Annotated in this window: 16 protein-coding genes and 1 pseudogene; 7 read left to right on the plus strand and 10 right to left on the minus strand. The window is 74.7% G+C overall.

All coding sequences use genetic code 11. The features are described 5' to 3' along the window. Positions 1–172: 172 nt before the first annotated feature. Together HCN08_RS33915 and ptsP are read left to right on the plus strand one after the other, a co-directional pair. Positions 173–622, plus strand: coding sequence for a PTS sugar transporter subunit IIA (locus HCN08_RS33915; RefSeq protein WP_167987183.1), 450 nt, complete (start codon positions 173–175; stop codon positions 620–622). A 10-nt stretch (positions 623–632) separates the two neighbouring features. Then, positions 633–2,306 (plus strand): phosphoenolpyruvate--protein phosphotransferase, encoded by a 1,674-nt coding sequence (gene ptsP, locus HCN08_RS33920; RefSeq protein WP_167987184.1) that lies wholly within the window; start codon positions 633–635, stop codon positions 2,304–2,306. An 82-nt stretch (positions 2,307–2,388) separates the two neighbouring features. On the opposite strand, the gene HCN08_RS33925 is transcribed toward ptsP, so the two are convergent. Together HCN08_RS33925 and HCN08_RS33930 are read right to left on the minus strand one after the other, a co-directional pair. Continuing rightward, complete coding sequence (locus HCN08_RS33925) at positions 2,389–3,234, minus strand: hypothetical protein (RefSeq protein WP_322974847.1); 846 nt, start codon at positions 3,232–3,234, stop codon at positions 2,389–2,391. A 217-nt stretch (positions 3,235–3,451) separates the two neighbouring features. After that, positions 3,452–4,798 carry an MFS transporter gene (locus HCN08_RS33930; RefSeq protein ID WP_322974848.1) on the minus strand — a complete coding sequence of 449 codons (1,347 nt, stop codon included), beginning with the start codon at positions 4,796–4,798 and terminating at the stop codon, positions 3,452–3,454. Positions 4,799–4,923: 125 nt separating this feature from the next. Here HCN08_RS33930 and HCN08_RS33935 point away from each other — a divergent pair, with 125 nt between their 5' ends. Both HCN08_RS33935 and HCN08_RS33940 read left to right on the plus strand, forming a co-directional pair. Then, a complete protein-coding gene (locus tag HCN08_RS33935; protein WP_167987185.1) occupies positions 4,924–6,252 on the plus strand; it encodes an aminotransferase class I/II-fold pyridoxal phosphate-dependent enzyme in 1,329 nt (442 codons plus the stop codon). A gap of 110 nt (positions 6,253–6,362) precedes the next feature. Beyond that, a complete protein-coding gene (locus HCN08_RS33940; protein ID WP_167987186.1) occupies positions 6,363–7,778 on the plus strand; it encodes a cellulose binding domain-containing protein in 1,416 nt (471 codons plus the stop codon). Between the two features lie 27 nt (positions 7,779–7,805). On the opposite strand, the gene HCN08_RS33945 is transcribed toward HCN08_RS33940, so the two are convergent. Further along, positions 7,806–9,824, minus strand: coding sequence for an acetoacetate--CoA ligase (locus tag HCN08_RS33945; RefSeq protein ID WP_167987187.1), 2,019 nt, complete (start codon positions 9,822–9,824; stop codon positions 7,806–7,808). A 182-nt stretch (positions 9,825–10,006) separates the two neighbouring features. Between HCN08_RS33945 and HCN08_RS33950 the strand changes: the two genes are divergently transcribed. Then, positions 10,007–12,400, plus strand: coding sequence for a glycoside hydrolase family 31 protein (locus HCN08_RS33950; RefSeq protein WP_167987188.1), 2,394 nt, complete (start codon positions 10,007–10,009; stop codon positions 12,398–12,400). Here HCN08_RS33950 and HCN08_RS33955 read toward each other — a convergent pair. Continuing rightward, on the minus strand, positions 12,367–12,894 hold the full coding sequence (locus HCN08_RS33955) for an NUDIX domain-containing protein (protein ID WP_167987197.1): 528 nt from the start codon (positions 12,892–12,894) through the stop codon (positions 12,367–12,369). The two genes, HCN08_RS33950 and HCN08_RS33955, sit on opposite strands and share 34 nt — an antisense overlap. Positions 12,895–13,077: 183 nt before the next feature. Here HCN08_RS33955 and HCN08_RS33960 point away from each other — a divergent pair, with 183 nt between their 5' ends. Continuing rightward, positions 13,078–13,878 carry a M15 family metallopeptidase gene (locus tag HCN08_RS33960; protein ID WP_167987189.1) on the plus strand — a complete coding sequence of 267 codons (801 nt, stop codon included), beginning with the start codon at positions 13,078–13,080 and terminating at the stop codon, positions 13,876–13,878. Here HCN08_RS33960 and HCN08_RS33965 read toward each other — a convergent pair. The 4 genes from HCN08_RS33965 to HCN08_RS33980 form a co-directional block, all read right to left on the minus strand. Then, on the minus strand, positions 13,803–15,134 hold the full coding sequence (locus HCN08_RS33965) for an adenylosuccinate synthetase (protein ID WP_167987190.1): 1,332 nt from the start codon (positions 15,132–15,134) through the stop codon (positions 13,803–13,805). The two genes, HCN08_RS33960 and HCN08_RS33965, sit on opposite strands and share 76 nt — an antisense overlap. Before the next feature lie 5 nt (positions 15,135–15,139). Further along, complete coding sequence (locus tag HCN08_RS33970) at positions 15,140–16,051, minus strand: hypothetical protein (protein ID WP_206319578.1); 912 nt, start codon at positions 16,049–16,051, stop codon at positions 15,140–15,142. A gap of 119 nt (positions 16,052–16,170) precedes the next feature. Then, positions 16,171–17,052 carry a serine/threonine-protein kinase gene (locus HCN08_RS33975; RefSeq protein ID WP_206319579.1) on the minus strand — a complete coding sequence of 294 codons (882 nt, stop codon included), beginning with the start codon at positions 17,050–17,052 and terminating at the stop codon, positions 16,171–16,173. After that, positions 17,049–18,011, minus strand: a complete 963-nt coding sequence (locus tag HCN08_RS33980) for an NUDIX hydrolase (RefSeq protein WP_167987191.1) — start codon at positions 18,009–18,011, stop codon at positions 17,049–17,051. The genes HCN08_RS33975 and HCN08_RS33980 overlap by 4 nt, the downstream gene beginning before the upstream one ends. 313 nt (positions 18,012–18,324) lie before the next feature. Here HCN08_RS33980 and glpK point away from each other — a divergent pair, with 313 nt between their 5' ends. After that, on the plus strand, positions 18,325–19,896 hold the full coding sequence (gene glpK, locus HCN08_RS33985; protein WP_167987192.1) for a glycerol kinase GlpK: 1,572 nt from the start codon (positions 18,325–18,327) through the stop codon (positions 19,894–19,896). Positions 19,897–19,947: 51 nt separating this feature from the next. Here glpK and HCN08_RS33990 read toward each other — a convergent pair whose 3' ends face one another. Continuing rightward, positions 19,948–20,562: a GTP-binding protein gene (locus tag HCN08_RS33990; RefSeq protein WP_167987193.1), complete on the minus strand. Its 615-nt coding sequence runs from the start codon at positions 20,560–20,562 to the stop codon at positions 19,948–19,950. Positions 20,563–20,688: 126 nt separating this feature from the next. Further along, positions 20,689–20,778: pseudogene (locus HCN08_RS33995) on the minus strand (DUF742 domain-containing protein); the annotation flags it as partial.

Below are 20,778 nucleotides of genomic sequence, written 5' to 3' on the forward strand. Positions count from 1 at the left end.
CTACTGGACTGCTCTGCGCGGGGCAAATCCGGGGTAGGTATGGAGGCGGGTGTGCGGGTGGTACGCCTGGGGCGGAATCACCACTTGGCATGACTTAGGCTGCTCTCGCGGCTCGCCGTCCGGTGACAGGCAGTGACGGCGCTTGTGAACTCCGCGTCTAGGAGGCTTCCTCATGACGACCGTTTCGTCTCCCCTCGCCGGCCGGGCCATCGGTCTGGCCGCTGTGCCGGACCCGGTGTTCTCCGGGGCGATGGTGGGTCCTGGTACGGCGATCGACCCGGTGCGCGAGCGCGGCGAGGCGGTGGCTCCGGTGGACGGAGTGATCGTGTCGCTTCATCCGCACGCTTTTGTCGTCGTGGACGACGCCGGCCACGGGGTGCTGACCCATCTTGGCATCGACACGGTGCAGCTCAACGGCGAGGGCTTTGAACTGCTGGCGGCCAAGGGCGACACCGTCAAGCGCGGCCAGGCGGTCGTGCGATGGGACCCGACGGCTGTGGAGGCGGCGGGGAAGTCGCCGATCTGCCCGGTGGTGGCGCTGGAGGCCACGGCCGATGCGCTGTCGGACCTGGTGGAGACCGGCGAGGTGGCCGCCGGTGACGTCCTCTTCGGCTGGAAGTAGGGCGGAACCGATGGAGACAACACTGCAAGGCGTCGGCGTCAGCCACGGTGTGGCGATCGGCGAGGTGCGGCATATGGGGACGGCGGTGCTGGAGCCGCCGGCCAAGCAGATCGCGTCCGGGGACACCGCGCGGGAGCAGGGGCGGGCCCGGCAGGCGGTCGAGGCCGTCGCCGCCGACCTGAAGGCCCGGGGCAATCTGGCCGGCGGTGAGGCGCAGGCGGTGCTGGAGGCGCAGGCGCTGATGGCGCTGGACCCGGAGCTGCTGGCGGACGTGGAGCGCAGGGTCGCCGTGGGGAGCACGGCCGAGCGGGCCGTCTACGACGCGTTCGCCTCCTATCGTGCGCTGCTCGCGGGGGCCGGGGAGTATCTGGCCGGGCGGGTCGCGGACCTGGACGATGTGCGCAACCGGATCGTGGCGCGGCTGCTGGGTGTGCCGATGCCGGGGGTGCCGGACAGCGATGAGCCGTATGTGCTGATCGCGCGGGATCTGGCGCCGGCGGACACGGCGCTGCTCGATCCGGCGCTGGTGCTGGGCTTTGTGACCGAGGAGGGCGGGCCGACCAGCCACAGCGCGATCCTGGCGCGGGCGCTGGGTGTGCCGGCGGTCGTGGCGCTGCCGGGTGCCGGTGAGCTGCTGGCCGAGGGGACGGTGATCGCGGTCGACGGCAGCACCGGTGAGGTGTTCGTCGAGCCGAGCGAGCAGAAGCGGGCGGCGCTGACCGCGGCTGCCGCCGAGCGCAAGGCGGCGCTCTCGGCGTCGTCCGGGCCGGGGGCGACGTCGGACGGGCACAAGGTGCCGCTGCTGGCGAACGTGGGCGGACCCGCGGACGTACCGGCGGCGGTGGAGGCCGGGGCGGAGGGGGTCGGGCTGTTCCGTACCGAGTTCCTCTTCCTGGACGACTCCGCGCAGGCGCCGTCGCAGGACAAGCAGGTCGAGGCGTACCGGCAGGTGCTGGAGGCGTTCCCCGGCGGCCGGGTCGTGGTGCGGGTGCTGGACGCGGGCGCGGACAAGCCGCTGGACTTCCTGACGCCGGCGGACGAGCCGAACCCGGCGCTGGGGGTGCGCGGGCTGCGGTCGCTGCTGGACCACCCGGAGGTGCTGCGCGACCAGCTGCGTGCGCTGGCCACGGCGGCGGCCGGGCTGCCGGTGCATCTGGAGGTCATGGCGCCGATGGTGGCGGACCGCCAGGACGCGAAGGCGTTCGCCGACGCTTGCCGTGAGGCGGGACTGGCGGCGAAGTTCGGGGCCATGGTGGAGATCCCGTCGGCGGCGCTGCGGGCCAGGTCGGTGCTGCAGGAGGTGGAGTTCCTGTCGCTGGGCACCAACGACCTGGCGCAGTACACCTTCGCGGCGGACCGGCAGGTGGGTGCGGTGTCGCGGCTGCAGGACCCGTGGCAGCCGGCACTGCTGGACCTGGTGGCGTCGGCAGCGGAGGCGGCCAGGGCCGAGGGGAAGAGCTGCGGCGTGTGCGGTGAGGCGGCGGCGGATCCGCTGCTGGCGTGTGTGCTGACCGGGCTCGGGGTCACCAGCCTTTCGATGGGTGCGGCGTCGATTCCGTATGTGCGGGCGACGTTGGCGAAGTACACGCTGGCGCAGTGCGAGCGCGCGGCTGCGGCGGCGCGGGCGACGGACAGCGCGGACGAGGCGCGGCGTGCGGTGCAGGCGGTGCTGTCCGGCGAGTAGCCGGTGACGGTGGCCGGCGTTTGCCGTGCCGCCAGGTGGAAGGGCGCTTCACCTTCGGGTGGGGCGCCCTTCCGTCGTGGTGTCAGCGGGCTGCGTGCGGATCGTCGCCGGGCAGCGGCGGGGGCAGGGGGAATCCGGCGCGGTAGTGGACGTCCGGTTCGGGTGGGAGGGCTTCGCCGGTCTCTGGGTCGGTGCAGTAGGCGTCGAAGACCTCGGCCTCGGTGAGCGGGTGGGGGCCTTCGGGGTGCAGGGACCAGCCGTGGACGGTGTCGGTGCCGGTGTCGTCGGTGGTGCGCAGGACCAGGCCGCCGGGGCGGGGGGTGAGTTCGGCGGCGGCCATGACGGTGCACAGCACCATGGCTTCGGCGTCGTCGAGGTGGATTTCCCCGTCACCGCTGTCGGTGATGAGGGCGGCGGCGAGCAGGGGCGGGCCGTCGCCGGTGGGGAGGCTGCACACGAAGTGGTGGGCGCCGGGTCCTGCGGCTTCGAGGAGCCGCAGCAGGGTGTGGGCGGCGCGGTCGAAGGCGCAGTGGGCGAAGGGTTCGGGGCAGTCGGGGCATTGGCCGGCGGCGGCGAGCAGGTCGGTCGCGCGGTCGCGGGTGGCGTGCCGGTCGGCTTCGCGGGCGAGTTGGGTGCGCAGCAGGGCGAGCGGCTGGCGGGTGTAGAGGATGGCGGGTCCTGCGGTGGTGACCTCGGCGGTGTAGCGGACGCGGGTGGCGAGGGTGTCCGGTGGGCGGCGGGTGTCGGCGCAGTAGTGGGCGTAGCGGTCGGGGTCGAAGAGGGTGACGGCGATGGTGGTGCCCTGGGCGTGCAGGGAGCGCAGCAGTCCGTCGAGGTGGTACAGATACCGTCCGTAGTCGCGGAAGGGGAAGCTGCGGTAGTCGGTCATGGCGAGGAAGTCGTGGTCGTCGAGGAGGAGGGCGACCACGGTGGGGGCTTCGCGGCGCAGCGCGTGGCGGTAGGCGGCGCGGCCCGGTGGGCGGTTGTGCGGCTTTCCTGACGGTTTGCCGGGGCCGGTTGGGCGGTGGACACGGCCGCGGGCGGCGGTGGAACGGTGTGCGGTGTCGGTGCGGCGTGTGCTGCGTGTGCTGCGTGTGCGGCCGGTGCGTGGCATGGCTCCCCCTGTGAGCGGATCGAGATGATCTCTACTGCTCACTGACTGTAATGGGAGCCACTGACAATGCCGTCGTCCCGTCCGCCGGGCGGGGCCGGTCGAGGCGGCGCAGCACCATGCGCCGCTGGTAGAGGGCGGCGGCGGCGAGGGCGGCGCCGAAGGCGAGCCAGCCGGCCGGTCCGCCGGCGATCACGGCGGAGGTGACGAGCAGGGGGCCGACGCAGCGGGCGGCGGATTGGGCGAGGCCGTAGACGCCGACGTAGGCGCCCTGGGCCTCGTCCGGGGCGAGGCAGACGGACAGTTCCCAGCCGACGGCGGACTGGATCATCTCGACGACGGTGAAGGCGACGGCGGAGCCGAGCACCGCGAGGGTCGCGAGCACGCGGTCGTGGACGACGGCGGCGGCGGTGAGCGCGCCGGACAGCAGCAGCCAGCCGGCGACGTGCTTGAGCGAGTGGGCGGCGACGCGCGGGGTGGCGGCGAAGCGGGCGAGGCGGACCTGGAGCAGCACCACGATGACGGTGTTGACGACGAAGACGCTCGCGGCCAGGCCGTGCGGTGCGCTGGTGCGGGTGAGGATCCACAGCGGCAGGCCGACGGTCAGCGCGATGCCGTGCAGGAACGTCGCGGCGTCCAGGACGGCGTAGCCGAGGTAGCCGGCGTCCCGCCAGGGGCTCGGGGGCGGTCCGGCGGGTGCGGTGCGCCCACGGGGTGGGGTCGCGCCTGGGGAGGGGGCGGGGTGGACGGCCACCGTCCGTACCGCGGAGGCGGGTTCGGCGCAGCGGGCGACGAGCAGGGCGACGACGACGAAGGACAGCCCGTCGCCCAGGAGCAGCAGCCGGTAGGCGGCGGCGGTGCCGGCGGCGAGCGCGGCGGAGGCGGCCAGGCCCCCGACGGTGTAGCCGACGTTGACGACGGTGCGCTGGACGGCCTGGTAGCGGGCGCGGTCGGCGCCGGCGACGCGGGTGGCGAAGAGCTTGGTGAGGACGGAGGCGGAGCGTTCGCCGAAGCTGCCGAGCGCGACGAGCGGCAGCAGCTGCCAGAAGCCGTGGGCGGCGAGCATGAGCAGGCTGGCGGCGGCGCGCAGCACCTGGACGGCGAGCAGGACGCGGGTGAGCGGCAGCCGGTCGGCGAGGCGTCCGGCGATGGGTGCCCCGGCGATGCCGGCGGCGCCGCCGAGGCCGAGCAGCAGTCCGGTGCGCGCGGGGTCGAGGCCGGCCACGACGACGAAGTACAGGGCGGTGACGGAGTACCAGAGCCCGGAGCCGATCTTGTCGACGAGGTTGATCCACAGCATGCGGCGGCCGTCCGGGCCGCCGGGTATCTCCGGGATCTTCAGGGCTCGCGCGGCCCGCTGCGCTATGGCTGCCCCCTGCACGGCATCACGTCCTTCGTCCTGCGCCGGCGGGTGTCCGGGTGTTCCGGCCCGTGGCCGGTCGCCGGTTCGTGGCCGGTGGCCGGCACCTCTTGCCAACGCTTTTGTATTGATACATACTTGACTCTGTGGCAACACAATATGCGATTCATGGGTCGACGGCCAGGGAGATTTCCGCGTCGGCGGAAAACGCCGTGGCCGAGGGCCGGTTGCAGGCCGGTGAGACGCTGCCGCCGGTGCGGGTGCTGGCCGAGGCGCTGGGGGTGAGCCCGGGCACGGTGGCGACGGCGTACAAGGAGCTGCGGCGGCGCGGGGTGGTGGTGACCAGGGGCCGGGGCGGCACGGTCGTGGCGCCGGCCGCCGTCGCGACGTCGCGGCGCCCGCCGCGGGTGCCCGAGGGACTGCGCAACCTCGCCGGCGGGCATCCGGACCCGGCGTTCCTGCCGGACCTGGTGCCGCCGGACCGGCTCACGCCGTACGCGCTGTCGCACCGCCGCTCGCCGCGGATGCCGGAGCTGGAGGAGCTGGCCCGGGAGTGGTTCCGCCGGGACGGGGTGCCGGACGCGCAGGTGACCTTCGCGCACGGCGCGCTGGACGCCGTCGCGCGGCTGCTGTCGGTGGAGCTGCGGCCGGGCGACGCGGTGGCGGTGGAGGACCCGGGCTTCCACCATCTGCTGGACCTGGTGCAGGCGCTGGGCCTGCGGACGCTCGCGGTGCCGGTCGACGACGAGGGCATGCGGCCCGAGGGGCTGCGCGCGGCGCTGACGGCCGGGGCGCGGGCGGTGGTGCTCTTCCCGCGCTCCCAGATCCCTTACGGGGCGCGGGTGTCGGCGGAGCGCCGCGAGGAGCTGCTGGCGGTGCTGGCCGGCGCGCCGGAGGTGCTGGTCGTCGAGGACGACGGGGGCGCGGCCGTGGACGGCGGCCCGCTGTGCTCGCTGACGACGGCGGGCGAGCGCGGGCCGGCCCGCTGGGCGCAGGTGCGCACGGTGTCCAAGTCGCTCGGCCCGGACCTGCGCTGGACGGCGATGGCATGTGACGCGACCACGCTCGCCCGGCACGACGCGCGGCTGCTGGTGACGTCCGGCTGGATCAGCCACGTCCTGCAGGAGACGGTGGTGCGGCTGCTGGCCGATCCGGCCACGGGCGTGCTGCTGGCCGCGGCGACGGCGGCGTACGACGAGCGGCGCGAGGCGCTGATCGGGGCGCTCGCCGGGCACGGGATCGAGGCGCACGGGCGCAGTGGTCTGAACATCTGGGTGCCGGTGCGCGACGAGTCGGCGGTCGTCAACGGGCTGCGTTCGCGCGGCTGGTGGGTCGCGGCCGGCGCCCGGTTCCGTATCGCCTCGGCGCCCGGGGTGCGGATCACCACGGCGGAGCTGGATGCGGCGGAGGCACCGCGGCTGGCCTCGGACTTCGCCGCCTCGCTCACCGACGCGCCCGAGACGTACGGATACTGACGGGGCATCAGCCGGGAGGGCGGCGGGGCGGCCCGCGGTCTTGACGCGGACACGGCGGGACGGTATCCAGGCCACGGGGGCCATTGGTACAGACCAACTGGGAGTCCGGTATGCGAAGATCCCTCGTCCTGCTGCTCGCGCTCTTCGGCACGTTGCTCCTCTTCCTGGTCCCCACCGCCTCCGCGGCGAACGGGGCCGGCGCGGTCTTCGCCAAGACCTCGGACTGGGGCAGCGGCTACCAGGCGCAGTACACGATCACCAACAGCGGCACCACGACGCTCGGCTCGTGGAAGGTCGAGTTCGACCTCCCGGCCGGCAGCAGCGTCGGCAGCTACTGGGACGCGCTGCTCACCCAGAGCGGCACGCACTACACCTTCACCAACCGCGACTACAACGGCTCCGTCGCACCCGGCGCCTCCGTGGTCTTCGGGTGGGTCGCCGCCGGCACCGGCGTACCCGCCAACTGCAAGCTCAACGGCGGCTCGTGCGACCCCGGCGGCACCTCCGGCGGCACCACGGCCGGTACGAGCTCGGGCACGTCGAGCGGGACGAGCTCGGGCACGAGCTCGGGCACCAGCACCGGCACGTCCACCGGGACCAGCAGCGGCACCACGACCGGCGGCAGCACCGGAGGAACCGGCAACCCGAACCCCGGCCCGGTCCGCACCGCCCCTTACGTCGACATGGGCGCCTGGCCCACCCCGAGCCTGACGGCCATGTCGCAGGCGAGCGGCATCAAGAGCTTCACGCTCGGCTTCGTCACCTCGGCCGGCTGCAAGGCCAGCTGGTTCAACGCCTACGACCCGCGCCAGGCGTGGGCCAAGGACCAGATCGACGCGATCAGGGCCGCCGGCGGTGACGTGAAGGTCTCCTTCGGCGGCGCCAGCGGTATCGAACTGGCCCAGGCGTGCTCCTCGGTGGACGCCCTGACCGCCGAATACGCGGCCGTGGTGGACGCCTACCACCTGAACTACGTCGACTTCGACATCGAGGGCGCGGCCGTCGCCGAGCCGGCGTCGATCGCGCTGCGCTCGCAGGCCATGGCGCGCCTCCAGCAGACCCACCCGGGCCTGCGGATCTCGCTCACCCTGCCGGTGCTGCCCGAGGGCCTGACCTCGGACGGCGTGAACGTGGTGACCTCCGCCAAGAACGCCGGGGTCAGCCTCGACCTGGTCAACGTCATGGCGATGGACTACTACCGCAGCACCGACTACGGCGACGCGGCCGTCCAGGCCGCCACCGCCACCCAGGCGCAGCTGAAGTCGATCCTCGGCAAGTCCGACGCGCAGGCGTGGGCGGCGCTCGGGGTCACCCCGATGCTCGGGCAGAACGACGACGGCCATGTCTACGACCAGGCCGACGCCCGCCAACTGGTGTCCTTCGCGCAGGGCAAGCACCTGGGCATGCTGTCGTTCTGGGAGGAGGGCAGGGACGCCAACGCGTGCAACGGGGCGCTGTACAAGTGCACCAACGTCGCGCAGGCGCCGTACGAGTTCTCGAAGATCTTCGCCGGCTACAAGGGCTGATCCCCCGCGGGGCCGCGGACCGCGCCGCTACGCGCGGTCCGCGGCACGGCGAGCGCCCAACTGCTCGAAGAAGCGCAGCACGTCGAGGTCGTCCACGGACCCGGGGTTGACGGCCCGGTCGAGCGCGGTGCCCTGGAGCAGCCGCTTGACCGGGACCTCGATGCGCTTGCCGGTGAGGGTGTGCGGGATGCCGGGCACCTCGATGATCTCGTCCGGCACATGGCGCGGCGACAGCTCGGCGCGGATGGCGGCGGCGACCTTGCCGCGCAGCGCGTCGTCCAGTTCCACGCCGTCGGCGAGCCGGACGAACAGCGGCATCCAGTACCCGCCGTCGGGTTCCTCGATGCCGATGACGAGCGATTCGCGGATCTCCGGCAGCCGCTCGACGACCTCGTAGATGTCGGCCGAGCCCATCCGCACGCCCTGCCGGTTCAAGGTGGAGTCCGAGCGGCCGTGGATGACGACGGTGCCGCGGGAGGTGCGGGTGATCCAGTCGCCGTGCCGCCACACGCCCGGATACATCGCGAAGTAGCTGTCGTGGTAGCGGCTGCCGTCCGGGTCGTTCCAGAAGCGCACCGGCATCGACGGCAGCGCCTTGGTGACGACCAGTTCGCCGACCTCGTCGACGACCGGGTTGCCTTCCGGGTCCCATGCCTGGAGATCGGTACCCAGGCACGCCGCCTGCAGCTCGCCGATGTGGACCGGCAGCGTCGGCACCCCGCCGGCGAAGCAGGAGCACACGTCGGTGCCGCCGCTGACCGAGGCGATCCACAGGTCCTCGGCGACCTCGTCGTGCAGCCAGCGGAAGCCGTCCGGCGGCAGCGGCGAGCCGGTGGTGGCCACGCAGTCCACCCGCGAGAGGTCGAAGTCCCGCCCCGGGTGGACGCCGGCCTTGGAGCAGGCCATGACGTAGGCGGCGGAGGTGCCGAAGACGGTGGTGCCGGTCTGCTCGGCGACCCGCCACTGCGCCTCTATCGACGGATAGCCGGCGCTGCCGTCGTACAGCACCACCGTGGCGCCGGCCAGCAGCCCGGACACCAGGAAGTTCCACATCATCCAGCCGGTGGAGGTGTACCAGAAGAACCGGTCGTCGGGCCCGAGGTCCAGGTGCAGGCCGGTCTGCTTGAGGTGCTCCAGCAGGATGCCGCCCTGTGACTGCACGATCGCCTTGGGCAGCCCGGTGGTGCCCGAGGAGTAGAGGACCCACAGCGGGTGGTCGAAGGGCACCTGCTCGTACGCGGCGGGTACGTCGTCGGCGATCAGGTCGCGCCATTCCAGGGCGCCTTCGGGCGCGGCGGTGCCGAGCAGCGGGATGTGGACGGTCGCGCGCAGCGACGGCAGTCCGGCCCGGGTCTCGGCGACGACGCCGGTCCTGTCGTGCTCCTTGCCGCCGTAGCGGTAGCCGTCGACGGTGAACAGCACGACCGGCTCGACCTGCTGGAAGCGGTCCAGGACGCTGCGGGCGCCGAAGTCGGGGGCGCAGGAGGTCCACACGCCGCCGACCGCGGCGGTGGCCAGCAGCGCGACGGCGGCCTGCGGGATGTTGGGCAGGTAGCCGCTGACCCGGTCGCCGGGCCGGACGCCGAGCCGGCGCAGGGCCGCGGCGAGCGAGCCGACCTGGCGGGCCAGTTCGGCCCAGCTGAGGATGCCGGTCTCCATGCGCTCGTCGACGTACAGCACGGCGGGCAGCTCGGCGCGCGCCCCGTCCAGGGCCGGGCGCAGCGCGTGCTCGGCGTAGTTGACGGTAGCGCCGGGGAACCAGCGGGCGCCGGGCATGGCGTCGCCGGCCAGCACCTGCTCGTAGGGGGAGCCGAAGCGGACGTCGAACCACTCGGTGAGGGCCTGCCAGAAGGTCCGGCTTTCGCGCACCGACCAGGCGTGCAGGGCGTGGTAGCTGCGCTGCGGGTCGTCGGCGAGCACGGCGGGCGCGCCGTGCCGTTCGTGGGCCCACTGCTGGAAGCGCGTCACCTGGGCGCGGGCGACCCGCTCGGGGTCCGGCGTCCAGAGGGCTTCCGGCGCGTGGCCGGCTTCGGTGGGGCTGGTCATGGGGCGGCTCCCGGTGATCCACAGCATGGCTGGTCAGGACGATGCCATGCGGGCGGCGTACGCGCCAGGGCGGCCACCGACAGGTGCGCGGACGGCGATGTGTCGTCCGCCACCGCAAGCCGAAGGTGAACACCGGCTGAACGGGCGGCAAGGCGTGTGGGGGCGGTGAAAAACTAGGGGCCATGGATGCACGGGACCTGCTGCGGTCGGTACGGATGGCGGGTTCCGCCCAGGGGTGGCGGACGGCGAGGTCGGCGTGGCGGCGGCAGCGGGCGGACGCGCGGGACCTGCCGCGCCACGGCGCGGAGCGGGCCCGGGTGCCGGGGGCGGCGCTGCGGGCCGAGCCGATGCCCGGCGGCGGCACTGTGCACTTCGCGCGGTCGGTGCTGCGGGTGCGGGTCGCGGCCGGCGGCGCGGTCTTCTGCGGCTGGGACGGGGCGGGCCCGCTGCCGTCGTACGCGCTCGCGGCGACCCCGAAGTGGGCCCCGGCGCACGACCCGGCGGACGGCGGCTGCCCGCCGGCCGACCCGCGGGCGCTGCTGGAGCCGGACCAGGACGGCTGGCGGGTGGTCTCGGAGCGGATGACGGTACGGGTCTCCGTGCACGGGGCGGTGGAGTTCCGCACCCCGGGCGGGCGGCTGCTGCGCCGCGAGCTGCCGCCGCGCTGGTGGGACCCGGTGGGCGCCGCCGAGGGGAGCCGCGGGACGCGCTGGGTGCAGCGCTCGGAGACGCCGGCCGACGCGCGGGTCTACGGGCTGGGCGGGCGGGCCGTCGGGCCGAGCCTGCCGGCCGGCACCTACCGGCTGTGGAACACCGACCCGGGCGGCTCGTTCGAGCCGGGCGACGACCCGCTGTACATCACCATGCCGGTGCAGATGGTGGTGGCCGACGCAGGCTGCCACCTGGTCTTCCACGACACCACCTGGGACGGCCGGGTGACGCTGCGGGACGGCGAGGAGGGCGCGGGCTCCGGGCACGACCGGCACGGCGGGTGCGAGCTGCGGATGGACGGCGGGCCGCTGCGCTACTGGGTGATCGCCGGTACGCCGTCCCGGGTGCTGGCCGGCTGGACGGCGCTGACCGGGCGGCCCGCGCTGCCGCCGCGCTGGGCGCTGGGGTACCAGCACTCGCGGTGGGGCTTCGGCAGCGAGCAGGAGGTGCGGCGGGTCGCGGCGGCCTACCGCGAGCACAAGCTGCCGCTGTCGGCGCTGCACCTGGACATCGACCACCTCGACGGCCACCGGATCTTCACCGTGGACCGCGCCCGCTTCCCCGACCTGCCGGGCCTGGCCGCGGAGCTGGCCGAGCAGGGGGTGCGGCTGGTGTCGATCGTGGACCCGGCGGTCAAGGCCGAGCCGGGGCTCGCGGCGTACGACGGGGGGCGGGCGGTGGACGCGTTCGTCCGCGACGCGCGGGGGCGCGAGGTGCGGGGCGTGGTGTGGCCGGGCGAGGCGGCCTTCCCCGACTTCACCGACCCCGCGGTGCGCGCCTGGTGGGGCGGGCTGTATGCGGAGCGGGTCGCGCAGGGCTTCGCCGGGGTGTGGCACGACATGAACGAGCCGGTGTCCTTCGCGCCGTTCGGCGAGCCCACGCTGCCGCGCTCGGCCCGGCACGCGCTGGAGGGCGCCGGCGGCGACCACCGGCAGGCGCACAACGTGTACGGGCTGGCGATGGCCGCGGCCGGCTACCGGGGCCTGCTGGAGCTGCGCCCGCAGCTGCGCCCGTTCCTCTTCTCCCGGTCGGGCTGGGCGGGCATGCAGCGCTACGGCGGCACGTGGTCGGGCGATGTGGCGACGGGCTGGCCGGGGCTGCGGGCGTCGCTGGCGCTGGTGCTGGGGCTGGGCCTGTGCGGGGTGCCGTACTCGGGGCCGGACGTGGGCGGCTTCACCGGGTCGCCGTCGCCGGAGCTGTACCTGCGGTGGTTCCAGCTGGGCGCCTACCTGCCGTTCTTCCGTACGCACTCGGCGATCGACGCGGGGCGCCGGGAGCCGTGGGGTTTCGGCGAGCAGGTGCTGGAGCACACCCGGGCGGCGCTGCGGGAGCGGGCGCGGCTCATGCCGTACCTGGAGACGCTGGCGCATGTGGCGCACCGCACCGGCGCGCCGTACGCCCGCCCGCTGTGGTGGAACTCGCCGGGCGACCGGGCGCTGCGCGACTGCGGGGACGCCTTCCTGCTGGGCGACTCGCTGCTGGTGGCGCCGGTGCTCCAGCCGGGGGTGACGGCGCGTTCGGTACGGCTGCCGCGCGGGCTGTGGTACGACACCGCGACCGGCGAGCGCTACCCGGGGCGTACCCGGGTGCGGCTCGCGGCGCCGCCGGGGCGGATCCCGGTGCTGGCGCGGGCCGGGGCGGTGCTTCCGGTGGCGGGGGCGGACGGGGCGGTGGAGCTGGAGGTGTGGGCGCCGCGGGAGGGCCGCACCGGCGGCGGGCTGCTCTTCCGCGGCGATCCGGAGGGGTGGCGCCGGCCGAGGCTGGAGCGGTTCGTGACCCGGTGGGAGGACGGCGAGGTCGTGGTGGAGCGGGACGGCGGCGGCGCGCCGGGCTACACCGTACGGCTGCGCGGGACGGCGTCGTAGTCGCCGGCGAACCAGCGGCGGACGGCGAGGGTGTGCAGCGGGAAGCCCAGCTCCTGCGGGGCGGGCAGCAGTTGGTGGCCCTCGGTCTCGTCGGTGGGCGCGGACGGCGGCAGGTCGGCGGCGGGGCGCTCGGGCAGCAGGCCGAACAGCAGCAGGAAGCCGCCGGGCTCGTCGGTCAGGGCGTCGGCGAGGGTGACGTCGGCGGGGTCGGCGGTGATGCCGGTCTCCTCGGCCAGCTCCCGGGTGACGGCGTGCTGCCAGCTCTCGCCGTGGTCGACGAAGCCGCCGGGCAGCGCCAGCATGCCCAGGCTCGGCTCGATGGTGCGGCGGATGACCACCAGTGCGGTGCCGGCGTCGCCGCGCACCGGCAGCAGCGCGACGGCCACCGGCAGCGGGTTGCGGTAGGCGACGGTGCCGCAGGCCGGGCAGTGGCGCGGCCAGCCGGCGCCGCCGGGGTAGCGCGCGCCGCACGCGGAGCAGTGGGAGCCGCGCACCGGACGGGCGGGGCCGGCGGTCCGGGCGGCTGTCCGGCCGGGGGCCTGGCCGGCGGCCTGCTCGGGGGTCTGCTCGGCCGTCTGGCCGGCGGTCTGCTCTGAGGGCACGGGCGGCGTCGCGGACACGCCGGGACTGTATCCGATCGGCTGCCGCGGCGCGGCCGGTCCTGGTAAGCCAGGGGGATGCCCCAACTCAGAAGTCTCCTGCGGTCACTCATCATCCCCCTCGTCACACTGGTCGCGGTCACCACGGCCGGCCCGGCGCAGGCGCGTCCCGAGCCGAAGGCGCCACCGCAGTTCGTGGCGCTGCGCGACGTCGATCCGACGATCGTCCAGGAGATGCGCTACGTCACCCCGCACAACTTCACCGGCGCCCCCGTCGACGGCTACCGCGCACCGATGTGCCTGCTGACCCGCCCCGCCGCCGAGGCCCTGCACCGGGTGCAGACCGGGCTGCTGGCCCGCGGCTACTCACTGAAGGTCTACGACTGCTACCGGCCGCAGCGCGCCGTCGACAGCTTCGTCACCTGGGCGCGGGACCTGGACGCGACGCGGATGAAGGCGGAGTTCTACCCGCGGGTGGACAAGACCCGGCTGTTCGCGGACGGCTACATCGCCGCGCAGTCCGGGCACAGCCGCGGCAGCACCATGGACCTGACGGTGGTCCGGCTCCCGGCGCTGCCGACCCGCCCCTACCGGCCGGGCGAGCCGCTGACGCCCTGCTACGGGCCGAAGGCCGACCGCTTCCCCGACAACTCGCTCGACATGGGCACCGGCTTCGACTGCTTCGACACCCTCGCGCACACCCTCGACCCGCGGATCACCGGGGTCCAGCACGGCAACCGCATGCTGCTGACGGCCGCGATGCGGCGCCAAGGCTTCACCAACCTGCCCGAGGAGTGGTGGCACTACACCCTGGACGCCGAGCCCTTCCCCACCACGTACTTCGACTTCCCCGTCGCCCGCAGGTCCCTGACGTCCTGACGGGACGGCCCGGCCGACTCCAGCACCACCGGTGCCCCGAGCAGCGACCCGATCGCCTCGCTCCAGCGGCGCGGGTCGCGGCCGGGGGTCTCCCACAGCGCGGGGGCGGCCCGCAGCAGCCGGCCGGTGAGCGCCGCCTGGCGGTCCAGGTCGCCGGGCGGGCCGGGTTCCAGCCGCTCGACCAGGGCGCCGTCGACGCCGTAGCCGCGGCAGATCCGCAGGGCCGGCGCCCGGTCCGGCGCATCGAGGTGGGTGACGGCGAGCGCGTCCACTCCCCCGCAGGCAGCGGCGGCGTAGGCGTGCGCGACGGCGTCGAAATGCCCGACGCGGAACGGGCCCTGCCAGCGCCCGTCGCCGTTGTGGCGCTCGGGCAGCAGCGCGGTCAGCTCCGCGTCCTCGGTGACCAGCGGTCCGGGGCCGTGCCGGGTGGTGTAGGTGCGCACCACGCCGAGCCGCAGGGCCTCGCCCGCCGCGCCGGCCTCGGCGAGCAGCGCCTCGGCGTTGGCGAAGGTGGTGGTGGACCACGTCGTGTACGGGTGGAAGCCGTGCCACTCGTCCAGCAGGACGCCCTGGGCGCCCTCGAAGACCACCGGCCCGCGCCGTACGAGGTCGCGTACGGCGGTCTCGCCGGTGAGCGTCACGGCGCGGGCGAACGCGGCGTACGCCTCGGCGCACGCCTCGACCGGCGGGGCGGGCAGCGGGCCGAGTTCGTCGGCGAGCCGGTCGCGCAGCAGCCGCAGCCGGCGCAGCAGCCGGGGGCGGGAGGCGCAGTCACCCGCGGTGGGCGCGTCGGCGGGGTGGGCCAGCGCGTAGCGCGCGGTCTCCCCCACGCCCATGCCGCACGAGCCGTGCCGGCCGGCTCCCCTGGCCTGCTCGCGCAGCCGGTTCGCGGCGGCGTGGTAGGGCGTGGCGAGCGGGGCGGCGCGGTCCACGGTGAGCAGGCCGTACGGGTCGCCGACGCCGAGGACGCGCAGGTGGTCGGCCTCGGCGGCGAGCGCGAGCGGGTCGACGGCGGTGAAGCGGGACAGGTGGGTGGGCACCCCGTGCAGGGTGCCCGAGCCGAACTGGGCGAAGGTGTGGTGCCGGCCGTCGGGCGTGACGACGTTGTGGGCGGCCTGCGCGCCGCCGTTGAAGCGGACCACGGCGGTGGCGCCGCCGTCCCGGCACAGCCGGTCGACGGTGGCGCCCTTGCCCGCGTCCCCGAAGCCGAGGTCGACGACCGCGGTGTGCGGGGGCGCGCCGGCCGCGGTGGGCACGGCCGTCACCGGTCCGACAGGGCGCGGGCGACCGAGTCGACCGCGGTCGAGCCGATCTCGCCGAGGTCGGCGAGGCCGGTGGCCAGGTCGATGGCCTCCTCGCCGAGGCCGACGGTCAGCGCGATGGTCTCGCACACCGCGTCGAGGTCGTCCAGCTCGATGACGTTCTGGCCGAGCAGCCGCCGCCACAGGGTCAGCACATCGGTGTTCCCTGCGTGCGAGGCGCCGGCGGGCAGGATGTAGTAGACGTGGAATTTGCGCTTGAGCTCGGCGAGGATCTCCTGCACCGGGATGTCCTGCGCGATGGTCTCGCCGAGCACCGCGCGGACCTCGCGGGCCTTGACCTTGCCGTAGGGCATCTCGTCGCCGATGAGGAAGAGGTAGCCGCGCCGGCCGCGCTTGTCGTGGCAGTCCAGCGCGGTGTGCCGGGCCATGGTGTAGAGGGCCAGCTCGTAGGACTCGGTCATCTGGCCGCCGCCCCCGCCCTCCAGCAGGATGTTGCCGAGGTCGTCGTCCATCCGGTTGTCGGACTCGAACTGGCCTATCTGCAGCGGCACCCGGTCGCAGGTGGCGTCGCCGACCGCGCCGAAGAGGATCTGCGGGTCCGGGGTGTAGCCCTTGCGCAGCAGCAGCCCGAACAGGTCCGGGAGCTTGGTCTGCAGGGTGCGCGGGACGCCGCCCATGGAGCCGGTGACGTCGAACAGCACGGCGATGGCGAGCGAGGCGGGGTGCTCGTCGCAGTCGCGGCTCTCGCGCACCGTCAGGCCGTGCGGGTCGAGCGACTGGTGGGCGCGCCACGTGTCGCGCGGCGAGCTGCGCCTGACGTGGTCGCTGTAGGCGAAGGCGTCCGTGCCGGAGGCGGCACGGTAGCGCTCGGCGGCGTCGTAGACATCGGTGGACCAGCGTCCGCTTCCCATGGTTGTCCCCCTTGCTGAGCCGGATGCGGCTCGTTGACGTGCATGCGGTGGTCGTACGTGTGGCGGTCGTACGTGCGGTGGGCGTACGTGTGGCGGTCGTGCGTGCGGTGGGCGCGCGCTCAGGCGGTGGGCGCCGGCGGCATCGTGAACGGGCGGAAGGTGCGCGGGCCGTACAGCCGGTCGAGCAGGTCGTCCAGTTCGGCCAGCAGCGCCCAGGCGTCCTGCGGGCGGCGGTGCTGCTCGGGCAGCGTGCAGCCGTGCAGGAAGGCGCGCATCGGGGCCGGGGCCCGCTCGCCCATCAGGGCGGCGACGCAGGCCGAGGCGAGGTGGATGTCGGTGGCCGCGGTCGCGGGAAGGTGGCCGCGCGCCTCCTCGGGGTAGTCGTCGGCGTGCCGGTAGATCAGGACGGGCAGGTCGGTGCCGGTCGCGGTGGCGTAGCACCAGTCGGCGAGCACCAGGCCGTGCAGCTGCGGGTGGATCAGGACGTGTTCGGGGAAGACCGCGCCGTGGACCAGCCGGGCGCGGTGGGCCCAGCCGAGAGCGGTCAGCAGCCGGCGCCACATCCACGCGGCGTCCCTCGGGTCGAGGCCGCCGGGGTGGGCCGCGGCGACCTCGGCGAGGGTGTGGAAGCCGGTGAGCGGTTCCAGGGCGTTCACCCGGCGGCGGCTGCCGTCGGCGGCGCGGTGGTCGAAGCTCTCGATCAGGGCCGGCGCGTAGGCGCGGTGCCGCTCCTCGCCGACGGTGCGCAGCCGGGCCAGGACGTCGGCCTCGTGCTCCAGCAGGTCGTTGTCCCGCTGCTCGCGCGGGATCTTCAGGACGGCGGGGCGGCGCTCGCCGTCGTGGTCGTGGTGGGCGGTGTGCAGCGTCGCGAGGTCGCCTTCGGCGAGCACCGGGCCGAGGGCGTAGGTGTGCAGGCCGCCGGTGAGGGTGTCGTGGACGTCGTACGGATACCGGCGCTCGCCGGCCGGCGCGGCCGGGGCGTACGGCTCGGGGCCGGTCATCGGGGGCCTGCTTCCCGGTCGGGGCGCAGCAGGGCCGGGTGGAGCAGCCGGGCGCGGCCCGCGCGGTAGAGGCGGGCGCGGGGGCCGCCGCGGCTGCCGGGCCGGGAGCCGGTCTCGCCGGTGGGCTCGACGAAGCCGTGCACGGACAGCACCTTGCGGTGGAAGTTCCCGGCGTGCAGCGGGGCGCCCCACACCGTCTCGTAGACCGCGCGCAGCTCGGAGATGGTGAACGTCTCGCCGAGGAAGGCGGTGGCCAGCGGGGTGTACTCGATCTTGGCGCGGGCCCGCTCCAGGCCGTCGGCGAGGATCCGCCCGTGGTCGAAGGCGAGCCCGCCGGCGCCGGGCGGGCCCTGGCCTGCGGCCTGCTCGCCGGGCCCGGCGGGGAGGTCGCCGGGCCGCTCGCCGGGCTGCTCACCGGGAAGGGGCCGGCGGCCGGTACCACCCCCGTAGGTTCCGGACCGCCGACCCTGCTGAGGGGGACGCACACGCACCGTGTCCGGTTGCTCCGCTGCTGCAATTGCCTCTGCAATTGCTTCGACCGGCAGCCACCCGGCGCCGGCCGCGTCACCGCCGGGACGCGCCTCGGGGAGCCCGGGCGCGAAGGCGAGGTAGGCCACCGAGACCACATGCATGCGCGGGTCGCGCGCGGGGCTGCCGTACGACCCGAGCTGTTCGAGGTGGACCCGGCCGAGTGCCGCCGCGTCCAGGCCGGTCTCCTCGGCCAGTTCCCGTGCCGCCGCCTCGTCCAGCGACTCGCGCCCGGCCCGTACGAACCCGCCGGGCAGCGCCCAGCGGCCGGCGAACGGCTGCTCGCCGCGGCGCACGGCCAGCACGTCCAGCCGGCCGGCGCGCAGGGTGAGGGCGACGATGTCGACGGTCACGGCGATCGGCGCGAAGGCCCGCGGGTCGTACGCGGCGAGGAAGTCCCGCTCCGCCCGTGCGGCATCGTGCTCCGCCATGTCCACCACTCCCCCTCCGCCGCACTTATTGTTCTCAACCTGAGTCTTTCTCGGTTCGAGAAGAACATAGCACCGGCCCTCGGCGGGCGTCCAGCGAGAAAACCGCGCGGAGCGGGGAAGACGGACCCCTGACGACGAGGGGGGCACGATCCCGCGGCGCCCGACCGCTTGACGCTCCGTCACCACCGGGGAACACTTCCGGCAGCGCGACGCCGGACCGGCGGAAGGGGGCGTGCGCGGGGGCGGGATCCGCGCGCCCATTTCCCAGCAGTTCCCGAGGAGGCCGGCACCGACCGGGGCAAGGGAGCGTGACATGAGCGGCACCGACCCGACCCACGCAGCCACCACCCGCACGAGGACCGAGGGCCCGTTCGTGGCGGCGATCGACCAGGGGACCACCTCCACCCGCTGCCTGATCTTCGACGCGGCGGGCCAGGTCGTCGCCTCCGACCGGCGCGAGCACCGGCAGATCCTGCCCCGGCCGGGCTGGATCGAGCACGACGCCACCGAGATCTGGGCCAAGGTGCGGGCCGTCGCGGCCGGCGCGCTGGCCAGGGCGGGGCTGCGCCCCGACCAGCTGACCGCGCTCGGCATCGCCAACCAGCGCGAGACGACCGTGCTGTGGGACCGCGCCACCGGCCGCCCCGTGCACAACGCGCTGGTCTGGCAGGACACCCGCACCGCGGGCCTGTGCACGGAGCTGGCCGGCACCTACGGCCAGGACCGCTTCCGGGAGGCCACCGGGCTGCCGCTGGCCCCCTACTTCTCCGGGCCGAAGATCGCCTGGCTGCTGGAGCACGTGCCGGGCCTGCGGCACCGCGCGGAGAACGGCGAGATCGCCTTCGGCACCATCGACTCCTGGCTGATCTGGAACCTGACCGGCGGCACCGGCGGCGGCGTCCACGTCACCGACGTCTCCAACGCCGCCCGCACCCTGCTGATGGACCTGCACACACTGGACTGGGACCCCGCGATCCTCGCCGAGATGGGCATTCCCGAGGCCCTGCTGCCGCGGATCCGCCCGTCGTGCGAGATCTACGGCAAGGCGACCGGCAAGCTCGCGGGCGTACCGGTGGCCGCCGCGCTCGGCGACCAGCAGGCGGCGCTGTTCGGGCAGACCTGCTTCGACCTCGGCGAGGCCAAGAACACCTACGGGCCCGGCAGCTTCCTGCTGCTCAACACCGGCGGCCGGCCGGTGCCGTCGGCCAGCGGGCTGCTGACCACCGTCGCCCACCAGTTGGGCGGCGAGCGCCCGGTCTACGCCCTGGAGGGCTCCATCGCGATCACCGGCGCGCTGGTGGAGTGGCTGCGCGATCGGCTCCAGATCATCCGCCGGCTGGAGGAGATCGAGCCGCTGGCGGCGAGCGTCCCCGACAGCGGCGGCGCCTACGTCGTCCCGGCCTTCTCCGGGCTGTTCGCGCCCTACTGGCGCTCCGACGCGCGCGGGGTGATCGCCGGCCTGACCGCGTACGTCACCAAGGCGCACCTGGCCAGGGCGGTGCTGGAGGCGACGAGCTGGCAGACCCGCGAGGTGGTCGACGCGATGCAGCGCGACAGCGGGGTGCGGATCGGGGCGCTGCGGGCGGACGGCGGCATGACGGGCAACGGGCTGCTGATGCAGCACCAGGCCGATGTGCTGGGCGTGCCGGTGATCCGCCCGGTGGTCGCCGAGACCACCAGCCTGGGCGCCGCCTACGCCGCGGGGCTCGCGACCGGGGTGTGGGACGGGACGGACACGCTGCGGGCGCACTGGCGGGAGGACACCCGCTGGAGCCCGGCGATGCCGGAGGAGGTGCGGGCCCGGGAGTACCGGCGGTGGAAGAAGGCGGTGGAGCGCACGCTCGGCTGGATGGACGAGGACGAGCCGGCGCCGCAGGCGCGCTGACCGGCCGCCAGGAGGCGGCCCGGTGCCCGGGCGCGGCGCCCGGCCGCCGGGTCAGTGGGCGGCGTGGGAGCCGCGGCGGGCCGGGGCCAGCGCCGCCGCGTGCTCGACCAGCGCGATCAGCACCCGCTTGACCGACTCGCGGTCGCGCGCGTCGCACAGCACCACCGGCACCCCCGGGTCGAGGTCCAGCGCGTCGGTGACGGCCTTCGGGGTGTGCACGCGCGAGCCCTCGAAGCAGTTGACGGCCACCATGAAGGGGATGTTGCGGCGCTCGAAGTAGTCGACCGCGGCGAAGCAGTCCTGGAGCCGGCGGGTGTCGGCGAGCACGACCGCGCCGAGGGCGCCGGTGGCCAGCTCGTCCCACAGGAACCAGAAGCGGTCCTGCCCGGGCGTGCCGAACAGGTAGAGCACCAGGTCCTCGCGCAGCGTGATGCGGCCGAAGTCCATCGCGACGGTGGTGGTGCGCTTGGACTCCACGCCGGTGAGGTCGTCGACCGGGCGGCCCGCCTCGGTCAGCGCCTCCTCGGTGCGCAGCGGCTTGATCTCGCTGACCGCGCCGACCAGGGTGGTCTTGCCGGCTCCGAAGCCGCCGGCCACCAGCAGCTTGAGGGCGACCGGGTCCGCGGTGGTCGGCCGGCGGTGGCGCTCGGCGTGGGCGATGGCCATGGTCTCGTCTACTTCCGTTGCTTCCGTTGCTCGGGTGGGGAACGGCAGGGGGGACGGGTGGGGGACGCGGATGGGAAACGGCGGGTGGGGGCTTGCGGGCCGGGGCGGGGGGGGGCCCTGCGGGCGCTACAGCGCCCGCAGGCCGTTGATGACCTCGCGCAGGATGCTCTCGTCGGGCAGCTCGGCGGGCGGCACCGGCTGGTGGACCGTCACATG

It is taken from the genome of Actinacidiphila epipremni (assembly GCF_012034175.1).
Classification (GTDB): Bacteria; Actinomycetota; Actinomycetes; order Streptomycetales; family Streptomycetaceae; genus Actinacidiphila; species Actinacidiphila epipremni.